At 57.6% G+C, this 11223-nt stretch carries 10 protein-coding genes; all 10 read right to left on the minus strand.

Annotated elements, in window-relative coordinates; translation table 11 throughout:
* Positions 1-94: 94 nt before the first annotated feature.
* The 10 genes from ffh to fapR all read right to left on the minus strand — a co-directional run bounded on the left by ffh (position 95) and on the right by fapR (position 11001).
* Complete coding sequence (ffh, locus tag DZC51_RS12605; protein ID WP_157296442.1) at positions 95-1453, minus strand: signal recognition particle protein; 1359 nt, start codon at positions 1451-1453, stop codon at positions 95-97.
* Between the two features lie 17 nt (positions 1454-1470).
* Positions 1471-1806, minus strand: a complete 336-nt coding sequence (locus DZC51_RS12610; RefSeq protein ID WP_157296444.1) for a putative DNA-binding protein — start codon at positions 1804-1806, stop codon at positions 1471-1473.
* 78 nt (positions 1807-1884) lie between these two features.
* Entirely contained in the window at positions 1885-2904 is a 1020-nt protein-coding gene (gene ftsY / locus DZC51_RS12615) for a signal recognition particle-docking protein FtsY (protein WP_157296446.1), read from the minus strand.
* Positions 2901-6509: a chromosome segregation protein SMC gene (gene smc, locus DZC51_RS12620; protein ID WP_157296448.1), complete on the minus strand. Its 3609-nt coding sequence runs from the start codon at positions 6507-6509 to the stop codon at positions 2901-2903. The genes ftsY and smc overlap by 4 nt, the downstream gene beginning before the upstream one ends.
* A 1-nt stretch (position 6510) precedes the next feature.
* The gene (rnc, locus tag DZC51_RS12625) at positions 6511-7272 is read right to left on the minus strand and encodes a ribonuclease III (RefSeq protein WP_304504516.1); all 762 of its coding nucleotides are present in this window, start codon (positions 7270-7272) and stop codon (positions 6511-6513) included.
* A 123-nt stretch (positions 7273-7395) separates the two neighbouring features.
* Positions 7396-7632 (minus strand): acyl carrier protein, encoded by a 237-nt coding sequence (locus DZC51_RS12630; RefSeq protein WP_157296450.1) that lies wholly within the window; start codon positions 7630-7632, stop codon positions 7396-7398.
* Between the two features lie 114 nt (positions 7633-7746).
* Complete coding sequence (gene fabG, locus DZC51_RS12635) at positions 7747-8493, minus strand: 3-oxoacyl-[acyl-carrier-protein] reductase (protein WP_157296452.1); 747 nt, start codon at positions 8491-8493, stop codon at positions 7747-7749.
* The gene (gene fabD, locus DZC51_RS12640) at positions 8494-9438 is read right to left on the minus strand and encodes an ACP S-malonyltransferase (protein WP_157296454.1); all 945 of its coding nucleotides are present in this window, start codon (positions 9436-9438) and stop codon (positions 8494-8496) included.
* Positions 9431-10426, minus strand: a complete 996-nt coding sequence (gene plsX, locus DZC51_RS12645) for a phosphate acyltransferase PlsX (RefSeq protein WP_157296456.1) — start codon at positions 10424-10426, stop codon at positions 9431-9433. The genes fabD and plsX overlap by 8 nt, the downstream gene beginning before the upstream one ends.
* Entirely contained in the window at positions 10423-11001 is a 579-nt protein-coding gene (gene fapR / locus DZC51_RS12650) for a transcription factor FapR (RefSeq protein WP_157296458.1), read from the minus strand. The genes plsX and fapR overlap by 4 nt, the downstream gene beginning before the upstream one ends.
* Between the last annotated feature and the right edge of the window lie 222 nt (positions 11002-11223).

An 11223-nucleotide genomic window follows, 5' to 3' on the forward strand; every position in this document is an offset into this window, starting at 1 on the left:
CGCGCTTCCTTTTCCGCAGGAGTCGCCGCCCTCCGCTCCAATCAGCTGCAGAATGAGTATTCAATGACTGCGTTAGCTGGATTGCCAGCTGTACTTACTTGAACAGCGAGTCGAGTCCGGGCATTTTCATTTTCCGCTTGCCTTTGCCCTGTTGCATGTTCGACATCTGTTTCATCATCTTTTTCATCTCGTCGAATTGCTTGAGCAGGCGGTTGACTTCCTGGATGGATGTGCCGGAACCGCGTGCGATGCGCTTTTTCCGGCTGGAGTTGATGATTTCCGGCTTGGACTTTTCCGCGGTCGTCATCGATTTGATGACCGCTTCAACTCGGTCCATCTGTTTCTCGTCAACCTTCACATTGTCGATGCCCTTGATTTTACCCGCTCCGGGAAGCATTTTGAGGATCTCGTCAAGCGGCCCCATCTTCTTCACCTGTTCCAGTTGCTCAAGGAAGTCGTCAAACGTGAACGACTGGTCCCGGAACTTCTGCTCCAGTTCCTTAGCCTTCTGCTCGTCGACATTGGACTGCGCCTTTTCGATCAGTGACATGACGTCGCCCATCCCGAGGATCCTGGAAGCCATGCGCTCCGGATGGAACGGCTCGATCGCGTCGAGCTTTTCTCCCATCCCTGCAAACTTGATCGGCTTTCCGGTGACGGAACGGATCGAGAGAGCAGCACCGCCGCGGGTATCGCCGTCCAGTTTTGTCAGAACGACGCCTGTCACGCCGACCTGCTGGTCGAATGTCTCCGCGACGTTTGCGGCAACCTGGCCTGTCATCGCGTCGACGACGAGGTAGACCTCGTCCGGCTTCACCGCATCATGGATATCCCGGAGTTCCTGCATGAGGTCTTCATCGATCTGGAGCCGGCCTGCGGTGTCGATGAAGACGACATCGTGGTGGTCTTCCTTCGCCTTTTCGATGGCCTGTTTCGCGATATCAACCGGGTTCGCCTCGGTTCCAAGCTGAAAGACCGGCATCCCTAGCTGCTTGCCGATTGTCTCCAGCTGCTGGATGGCGGCCGGCCGATATACGTCGGCTGCGACCAGGAGCGGCTTCCGGTTATACTTCTTGCGGATAAGGTTTGCAAGCTTACCGGTAGTCGTGGTTTTCCCGGCACCCTGCAGACCGACCATCATGATGACGGTAGGCGGCTTTTTCGCAAATGTGATCGATTCGGCTTCGCCGCCCATCAGGTCCGCCAGTTCGTCGCGGACGATCTTGACGACCTGCTGTCCAGGCGTCAGGCTTTCCATGACGTCCGAACCGACAGCGCGTTCGCTCACTTTCTTGACGAATTCCTTGACGACCTTCAGGTTGACGTCGGCCTCGATCAGCGCGAAGCGTACTTCGCGCATCATCTCTTTGACGTCGGCCTCGGTTACTTTCCCTTTGCCCTTGATTTTCTGTAGCGTTTGCTGCAGGCGCTCGCCCAATCCTTCGAATGCCATCGATTGCCCGCCTCCTATCAGTCGAATTCTTTCAGTTCATGCAGACGCCGGATGATTTCGCCGGCATCTGTCCCGCCTTGTTCCACATCGGCCACAAGTGCGTCCACGGCTTCTCGCCGCTGGCGGAACTTGCCGAAAAGCTGGAGCTTCTGCTCGTACTCTTCGAGCATCGCCTCCGTGCGGCGGATATTGTCATAGACCGCCTGGCGGGAGATGTCATACTGTTCCGCAATCTCCCCCAGGGACAGGTCGTTCAGGTAATACAGGTCCATATAGCTCCGTTGCTTCTCGGTCAGGAGTGCCTGATAGAAGTCAAACAGGAAGTTCATACGGGTCGTTTTTTCAAGCAGCATGAAAGCCCCTCCTTCCCGTCTCCGTCAAGAGCATTCTATACAGGGTGCATCGTCCTGTCAAGTAAATCCCCTTGTCTCTCAATCTTCCTCCGTGCCGTCCTGGCCGGCGGCCGCGGCTTCCTGCTCGAGCCCTTCCGCAAACAGTCCATATACATACCGCTCCGCATCGAACGGCTGGAGGTCTTCCATGCCTTCGCCAAGACCGACGAACTTGACCGGAATGCCCAGCTTGTTGCGGATGGCGAGGACGATGCCGCCTTTTGCAGTGCCGTCCAGTTTCGTAAGGACGATGCCCGTCACATCCGTTGCTTCCTTGAATGTCTCCGCCTGGATGAGTGCGTTCTGCCCGGTCGTCGCATCAAGTGCAAGCAAGGTTTCGTGGGGTGCTCCCGGCAGTTCCCGTCCGATCACCCTGTGCACCTTTTCAAGCTCGTTCATCAGGTTGACCTTGTTCTGGAGACGCCCTGCGGTGTCGCAGATGAGGACGTCCACTTTCCGGTTTTTCGCGGCCCTCACCGCATCATACATGACGGCCGCAGGGTCCGAATGTTCAGCCTGGCGGATGACTTCCGCACCGACCCGGTCGCCCCAGACCTGGAGCTGATCGATCGCCCCGGCCCGGAACGTATCTCCCGCCGCCAGCATGACGGATTTTCCTTCACCGATGAACCGGTGGGCCAGCTTGCCGATCGTCGTCGTCTTGCCGACGCCGTTTACGCCCACAAGAAGAATGACAGTCGGTCCCTCTTCCTGCATGTTGATGCCGCCCTCGCCTTCTTCGCCTTTGCGGTAGATATCAACCAGCTTCTCGGAAATGGCCGTCTGGATGCCTTCCGTATCTTTGACGTTCCGGCGCTGCACTTCAAAACGGAGGTCGTCCATCAGCTCCATTACAGTGTCGAACCCGACATCCGCCTGAAGCAGGAGATCTTCCAGCTCCTCGAAAAAGTCTTCATCGACCTTCCGGTAACGGGCGATCAGGTCATTCACTTTCGAAGTGAACGATGTTCTCGTCTTTTCCAGGCCGTCCTTATATTTTTCAGTCGTTTCATCCGGCTTGCCGGCCATTTTCTCTTTCAGCTTCTTGAAAAAGCTCATGTTCCCGCTCCTTTCGGGCCAGCCCCGACCGACGGGACAGGCTCCTCATATTCCACTTCGCTGCCTTCCGTCAGCCTGACAGAGACCGGCTTTGAGATGCCGGATTCCTGCATGGTGATGCCGTAAAGCACATCGGCGCCTTCCATCGTCCCCTTCCGGTGGGTGATGACGATGAACTGCGTCTCGTTGCTGAATTTCTTGAGATAATCACTGTAGCGGAGGACATTCGCTTCATCCAGCGCAGCTTCGACTTCATCCAGCACACAGAACGGCACGGGCCGGACTTTCAGGATGGCGAAAAGCAGCGCAATCGCCGTGAGTGCGCGCTCCCCGCCCGAAAGCAGGCTCAGGTTCTGCAGTTTCTTGCCCGGCGGACACGCCACGATGTCGATGCCGGTCCGGAGCATATCGTCCGGATCGGTTAGGACAAGCTCTGTCCTTCCTCCTCCGAACAGTTCCTTGAAGACGATGCCGAACTGCCTGCTGACGGCTTGGAACGTACTGCTGAACCGCTCCGTCACTTCGGTGTCCATCTCGTCGATGGCGCTCTCAAGCGTCTCCTTGGCTTCAAGCAGATCATTGCGCTGAGCCGTCAGAAACGCATGGCGCTCCGAGACAGCCTCGAACTCTTCGATCGACGCGGTATTGACAGGTCCCAGTTCCTCGATCGACTGCTTCAGGAGCCGCACTTTCTTCCGGGCCTCCTCTGCGCCAAGATGTTCCGGGAAGCTGATTCCCTCAACCGGGAGTTCATCAATTCCGTAATCATCTTCCAGAGAACCTCGGAGTGATTCAAGCTCATAAGTGATCCGTCCGGCGCGGAGCTCTGCTTCACGGACGGTCGTTGAATGCACTGCCCTCGTTTCTGCCGCACGCCGGAACCTTGCTTCCGCGGATGCGATGGACTGCTGGAGAGATTCTCGCTGCTTCAACGCTTCCGACAGGTCTTTTTCGAGGGAGGCTTTTTTCTCTTTCCACACCAGAAGTTCATTCTCGGTTTCCTCGGGGCTCGAACCGGCATTTCCTCCGGCCGTCCACTCCATCTCTTCCCGGAGTCGCTCTGCTCTTTCCAGGCGACCGGCAAGCTCTTCCTCCACTCCGGCAGAAGCAGTTTCAGCCTGTGCAAGCTGTTCGGCAAGCACGGCGGCTTCCTGTCGAAGCTCCCCGAGCCGGTTATTCATTCTGTCACGCTCCGTGCGCCCCTCTTCATATAGGCCGGTCATTTCTTCGATCTCTTCGGATGCCCGGCCGAGCTCTTCCTTGAGCGCGGCCTGCCGGGCCTCGGCTTCGCTGATGCGATTTCGGATTCCGGATGCCAGAACCGTCGTGCCGGACTCCTCGTCACCGAAAAGGGATAGACGGTCGGCCAGGCGGCGTTCCGCCGCCTTCAGATTCGCGACCCTGCCGACAATTTCGACTTCCTTCTCCGTCAGCGCTTCACGTTCTTCCCTCACCCGTTCATGACTCCGGGTTTCTTCCGCCAGTCTTTGCTTCAGCGAACCGATCGACTTTTCAGCATTGCCGATCGACTTCTCAAGCCGGCCGGCATCAGCTGTCACCTGTTCAAGCTCCGCTTTCCTCATGAAGATCGGATTGCCCCGGTCCGTTCCGCCGCCGGTCATCGAACCTCCGGCATTGACGACATCGCCGTCGAGCGTTACGACCCGGTACCGGTGTCCGGTCATCCTGGCAATTTCGTTGGCCCCTCTCAGGGTGCGGGAGATAAGGACGTTGCCCAGCAGATTCTGCACGATGGGCATGTACTTTTCGTCCGCCGTCACGACAGCATCCCCAGTGCCGATAAAATCTTCGTGTGCGGAAGCCCGGGAAAGGGAGGAAGCATCCACACGCCGAGGCTTCATCACGGATAACGGCAAGAATGTTGCCCGGCCCTTCCGGCTGCTTTTCAGATAGCCGATCGCCTGGCGGGCATCAGCCTCCGTAACGGTGACGATATTCTGCGCTGCTGCCCCGAGCGCGGTTTCTGCCGCACCGGCGAACTCTTTTTTCACATTGACAAGGGAAGCGACCGCCCCCTCGATGCCGTCCAGGCGGTTGCTTTCTGCCGCCCGGAGCACTTCACGGACACCGGTATGGAAACCGGCGAATTCGGCCTCCATCGAAAGAAGAGCCTCCCGGCGGCCCCTGAGCTTTTCAAGCAGGCTGTAAGCTTTATACAGCTGCTCCTGTTTCCCGTTTAGCTCGGCTGCCGTTTGCTCCCTGGACGCCGACAGTTCCGTTTCATCGGTCCGTACGGATAACAGCTGCTCCTTTACTCCGGAAAGTTCCTGTTCCGCAGCGGCAAGCGCTGCGGAGGCCTCTTCCCATTCCGTTCGGGCCTCCCCTGCACGCGTCCGGTTCCGCTCTGCGGATTCGGACTGATACTTGAGTTGCTGCCCAAGATGCTTGAGTTCATTTTTTACGGCTGCTTCTTCGTTCAGCAGTTCTATATATGCGGATTTCAGTTCATCGATCCTGCGGGCCGTCTCATCCAGCGGGCGGTCCATGACTTCCTGCAGACGCCGTATTTCGGACCGTGTTTCCCGAAGGGCCTTTTTCCGGATGTCCGCTTCCTGCTCGGCCTGTTCCTTCCGCTGCCTGAGCCTCACAGCCGCTTCTTCCGTTTCGGCCAAGTCTTCCCGCAGCCTTTCCAGCTGCCGCTCGGCATGGGTCTTCCGCTCGGCAAGCACCTGTTTGCGGCCTTCCCATTTCTCGACGCTCGCCCCTGCTTCCGCAAGCGCCGTGTGCAGGCCATCCAGCCTTGCAGAAAGCTTTTCTGCTTCTTCACGCAGCCGGCCGAGTTCCGCTTCATGGCGTCCGGCCTCTTCCGCGGCGGCCTGCTCGAGTCCGGCCGCCTCCTTCAGTTGCTTGCGGACTTCAGCCAGCTGCTTTTCATTTTCACGAATGTCATGGGAAAGGAGTGCTGCGCCGATTTCATTCAGCTCACCGGACATCGCGAGGTAATCTTTTGCGGCGGATGCCTGGAACCGGAGCGGTTCGAGGCGTCCGTCCAGCTCGTGGAGGATGTCAAGGACCCGGTTCAGGTTGTCCTCCGTCTCGAACAGCTTATGTTCTGCCTTTCGGCGGCGCTGCTTGTACTTAAGCACGCCCGCCGCTTCCTCGAAGATCGCCCGGCGGTCTTCCGGCTTGCTGTTCAGGATTTCATCGACCCGCCCCTGCGAAATGACGGAAAACGCTTCTTTGCCGAGCCCCGAATCCATGAACAGATCGACGATGTCCCGCAGCCGGCAGTCTTGCCGGTTGATCTGGTAATCGCTGTCTCCCGAGCGGAACACCCGGCGTGTGACGCTGATCTCGCTGAAGTCGAGCGGCACCCGGCCATCAGAGTTGTCGAGGACCAATGTAACCTCCGCGAAATTCAGCGCTTTACGCGAATCGCTGCCGGAGAAAATGACATCCTCCATCTTGCCTCCGCGGAGGGTTTTGGCCGACTGTTCACCAAGGACCCAGCGGATGGCATCGGTGATATTACTTTTCCCGCTTCCGTTCGGGCCGACAACAGCGGTCACTCCCGGCACAAAGTCCAGGCCGATTCGTTCACCGAACGACTTGAACCCGATTATTTCGAGTCGCTTCAGATACAAATCAATCCGCCCGCCCTTCAGTTTTGCGCAATTCGCTGATGGCGTGGCGGGCAGCCAGCTGCTCCGCCTCTTTCTTGGATTTGCCCTCTCCGCGCCCCAGTTCGTCCCCTCCGATTGTGACGGCCGAGACGAACACACGATCATGTGCAGGTCCCTTTTCGTCCACGATCCGGTAGTTAAGCTGTCCGCTTGAAGACTGCTGGACCATTTCCTGGAGCTGGCTCTTATAATCCATCACATGGGAAAAAGCACCGACCTTCACTTTAGGGAAGACAATCCGCTCAAGGAATACAACAACCTTGTCGAATCCGTTGTCCAGATAAAGCGCGCCGATAAATGCTTCAAAGACATCGGCAAGAAGAGACGGCCGTGTGCGCCCGCCGGTCTGCTCTTCCCCTTTGCCGAGAAGCACATAGCGGCCGAAATCCAGCTCGTCCGCAAACTGGACGAGGGACGGTTCGCACACGATCGCGGCGCGCAGCTTGGTCAGTTCGCCTTCGCTCATGGATGGATAAGTTTCAAACAGAAAACGGGAGACAGCCAGTTCCAAAACGGCATCGCCAAGAAATTCAAGGCGCTCGTTGTCGTCGTGGATCCTCCTCCGGTGCTCGTTCACATACGAGGAGTGTGTGAATGCGCGGTAAAGGAGGGTCGGGTCACTGAATGTGAAGCCGATGTTCTCCTCAAAATCGGCAAATCGCTTATGGACGGATTCCGGGTAGGAATCTTTTTTGATGTGCTGCTCTTTTTTGTTCATAGTCATCAGATCTGCCTTTCCGTTGTGGATATATGCTAAGTTTACCCCTTTCGGCAGGGTAACGCAAAATGGCAAAAGAGGCTGGCGCCCGCCCGTCTCCGGACTGCTCGCCTGCCTCTCCAAAACCGATCATGCGGTCTTTTCTTCAATATAAGAAACTGCGTCTCCGACAGTCCCGATCTTCTCCGCATCTTCATCGGAGATCTCGAGGTCGAATTCGTCCTCAAGCTCCATGACGAGCTCCACGACATCAAGGGAGTCAGCGCCAAGATCCTCACGGAAGGAAGCTTCAGTCTTTACTTCGCTCTCATCCACGCCGAGGCGGTCGACGACCACCTTAGTCACACGTTCCAGAACAGTTGCCAATACGTTCACCTCCTCTCACGGGAGAGTCTGTTTGTCGGTCCTCTTCAGGCGGATGCCTGAAGCTTTTCCGGCCACCCAATCAGTATGACAGGCGGACCGTTCCCGGACAAGGGGTTACATGACCATTCCGCCATCAACATGCAGCGTCTGCCCGGTGATGTATGCGGATTCCTCGGATGCGAGGAACACGACGGAACGGGCCACGTGTTCCGGATCCCCGAGTCTGCCGAGCGGAATCTGGCCCAGCATGCCCTCTTTCACTTCCTCGGGTAGCTTGTCCGTCATGTCTGTCGTGATGAATCCGGGCGCAACGGCGTTGACCCGGATGCCTCGTGCGGCCAGTTCCTTGGCCGCCGTCTTCGTCAGTCCGATGACGCCGGCCTTTGCCGCCACGTAATTGGCCTGGCCGGCATTGCCCGCGACGCCGACGACGGATGCAAGATTGACGATTGTGCCGGACCGTTTTTTCATCATCGGCCGTGCTACGGCTTTTGTGCAGAGGAAGACCCCTTTCAGGTTGGTCGACAGCACGTCATCCCATTCTTCCTCCTTCATGCGCATGAGGAGGTTGTCCTTTGTGATGCCCGCGTTGTTGACAAGGATATCAACGGCGCCAAAGCGCTCCATCGTCTCATCGACCAGCTGCTTGACGTCTTCCTGGCTGCTGACGGAGGCACGGATGGCAAATGCCTCACCGCCCGCTTCCTCGATCATTCTGACCGTCTCCGCTGCCTTTTCTTCGCTGCCGGCGAAGTTTACTGCGACCTTCGCACCTTCATTTGCAAGTGCGATTGCGATGGCACGGCCGATGCCGCGGGAAGCCCCCGTCACTATAGCTGATTTTCCGGCAAGTTTGCCCATTTACGACCATCCTTTCGCCGTCTCGACGGCCTTGTTCAATGTTTCCGTATCTTCGACTTTCAGGACAGTAACAGAACGGTCGATTTTCCGGATCAGACCGGATAGCACGCCGCCCGGTCCGCATTCGATAAAGAGCGTCACGCCGAGGTCCAGCATTTGCCTGACGGATTCTTCCCAGCGGACCGGCGAATACAATTGCTCCACAAGAAGCTGTTTGGTCTGTTCCGGATCTTGGACAGGTTCCGCAGTTACATTCGCGATCACCGGGAATTCTGCCTGGGCGAACCCGACGGAATCCAGCTGTGCCTGCAGCTTCTGGGCCGCCGGCTTCATGAGGGAGGAGTGGAAAGGCCCGCTCACGTCCAACGGGATTGCCCGCTTGGCGCCTGCCGCTTTTGCTGCCTCGCATGCCAGCTCGACGCCTCGCTTGCTGCCGGATATGACAATCTGTCCAGGACAATTCAGGTTGGCCGCTTGCACCGGGTGCCCTTCATCGGTCACATCATCCGTCACTCGCTTAAGTTCTTCGGCACCAAGCCCGAGAATGGCAGCCATCGATCCTTCGCCTGCCGGGACTGCTTCATTCATGTACAGACCGCGGCGATGGACCGTCTTGACCGCATCACCGAACGTCAGGACGCCGGCCGAGACAAGTGCCGAATATTCGCCGAGGCTGTGGCCGGCTGCAAAGTCGGGGCGAATCCCCGCTTCTTTCAGGGCGGCGTCGATCACCGCACCCGCCGTCAGCAGTGCAGGCTGCGCATGGTAGGTAAGTGTCAGTTCTTCCTGCGGACCTTCCTGCATCAGCTTGCTCATCCCGATGCCGAGGCGGCTGTCCGCCTCGTCGGCAAAGCTTCTGAAGGCGGCGCCCTCTCCTATAAATTCCGAGGCCATGCCGACTTTCTGCGAACCCTGGCCAGGGAAGACAAATGCAATCTTACTCATGTTCCCCCATCCTTCCGATCGTCTCCCCGATACGTTCCGTCACGCCGTGGCCGGCCATGGTCCTGGCCTGCCGGATGGCATTCATGACGGCGTTCGCATTTGAGGAGCCGTGTGCCTTGATCAGCGGTGCTTTCAGGCCGAACAGGCCGGCACCGCCGTACTCTGTATAATCCATTTTCTTTTTCAGGTCCTTCAATCCGTCCTTTACGAGAAGGCCGGCAATTTTGCCCTTTGAATTGGACATAAAGGCTTCTTTCATCATGGACATAAGACCCTGGGCGGTTCCCTCGATGGTCTTGAGCACCATGTTGCCGGTGAAGCCGTCGGTCACGACGACATCTGCGACACCGCCCAGCAGGTCCCTCGCCTCCACATTCCCTATGAAGTTGACGGGAGAGCCGGCGATGAGGCCATAGGCTTCCTTCGTCAGTTCGTTTCCTTTGTTTTCTTCGGTGCCGATATTGAGCAGGCCCACACGGGGTTTTTGGATGCCCCTGACCTGCTCGGCATAGATGCTGCCCATGATCGCGTACTGCGCAAGATGCTGCGGTTTCGCGTCGGCATTGGCCCCCATGTCGAGCATGACAAACCCATTTCCGTCAAGTGTCGGAAGTGTCGGTGCTAGAGCGGGCCGGTCGACCCCGTCCAGGCGGCCGACAACGAAGAGTCCTGCGGCCATGAGGGCACCCGTATTTCCCGCGCTGACGCCAGCATCGGCCTCACCGTCACGGACGGCCTGTGCCATGCGCACCATGGATGAATCCTTTTTACGCCGGACGGCACGGACCGGTTCGTCATCTCCTTCGATTTTCTCACTGCAATGGATGAGTTCAAGGCGCTCATGCGACCCGATCATCGGCTCGATCCGCCCGGAGTCTCCGTACAGCCGGATCCGGATGTCAGGGAACGCCTCAAGTGCCTGGCGCACCCCTTCCACTGCCGCATCGGGAGCATGGTCGCCCCCCATTCCGTCTACTGCTATGATCATGATTGTCCCTCTTTTCCGCTCTCGTGGGTCCGGTACATTTCAAATGTTCCGGTGAAAACAGGCTCCTCGCCCACCGTCGAGATGACTTCCACGATCGACCGGCGTGGCCTTTCTCCGGGCCGGACCGCCGCTTTTGCGACGACACGCTCTCCGGCCCTCACCGGCTTGATGAAATTCAGCGATGATTTTGACGTGAGCGCAAGCTCGTCGTCGATGACTGCAACAGCAAGGGAGTTGGCCTGCGCGAACAGATGGTGCCCCCTTGCGATGCCGTTGCGCTGGAAGACGTGGTCATTCGTGACATCGAACACGGACACCGCGCGCTTGTCCAGCTCAATATCGATAATGTCGCCGATCACTTCGTCGATCGGGAGCGACTTTACATCATCTAGCGAACGGACCGCCACATGTTTCAGGCGTTCCCGCAGTTCGGGAATCCCCTTTTCCATCCGATCAAGCCGGATGGTCTGGACACTGACCCCGAAATGTTCGGCGAGGTCGCCGTCCGTGAGCAGCGGGTTCTCCTCCAGCAGTGAAGACAGGCGGGCCTGGCGCTCTCGTTTATGCAGTTTCATGTTTTCACCACCGGATTAGCACTTGGTACTAATATGAGTATATAAAACCAATGGGGCAGATTGCAACCATGCTTGGAAACTTTGCATTGGCATCGTGGTTGACTGTGATTATGTCAACATCCTATTGAAATAACGCAACGTCTCACTGAAATAGCGCACGTCCCATAGAAATACGTCAACGCTCGCTGTGAAACAGCATCGTTCCGCGACCACTTTCTCCGG

It is taken from the genome of Bhargavaea sp. CC-171006 (assembly GCF_009761675.1).
GTDB lineage: Bacteria > Bacillota > Bacilli > Bacillales_A > Planococcaceae > Bhargavaea > Bhargavaea changchunensis.

Bases quoted from the DNA above. Each gene is read 5' to 3' on its own strand.
- ffh (WP_157296442.1), bottom strand. From the start codon at position 1,453: ATGGCATTCGAAGGATTGGGCGAGCGCCTGCAGCAAACGCTACAGAAA.
- DZC51_RS12610 (WP_157296444.1), bottom strand. From the start codon at position 1,806: ATGCTGCTTGAAAAAACGACCCGTATGAACTTCCTGTTTGACTTCTAT.
- ftsY (WP_157296446.1), bottom strand. From the start codon at position 2,904: ATGAGCTTTTTCAAGAAGCTGAAAGAGAAAATGGCCGGCAAGCCGGAT.
- rnc (WP_304504516.1), bottom strand. From the start codon at position 7,272: ATGACTATGAACAAAAAAGAGCAGCACATCAAAAAAGATTCCTACCCG.
- fabG (WP_157296452.1), bottom strand. From the start codon at position 8,493: ATGGGCAAACTTGCCGGAAAATCAGCTATAGTGACGGGGGCTTCCCGC.
- fabD (WP_157296454.1), bottom strand. From the start codon at position 9,438: ATGAGTAAGATTGCATTTGTCTTCCCTGGCCAGGGTTCGCAGAAAGTC.
- plsX (WP_157296456.1), bottom strand. From the start codon at position 10,426: ATGATCATAGCAGTAGACGGAATGGGGGGCGACCATGCTCCCGATGCG.
- fapR (WP_157296458.1), bottom strand. From the start codon at position 11,001: ATGAAACTGCATAAACGAGAGCGCCAGGCCCGCCTGTCTTCACTGCTG.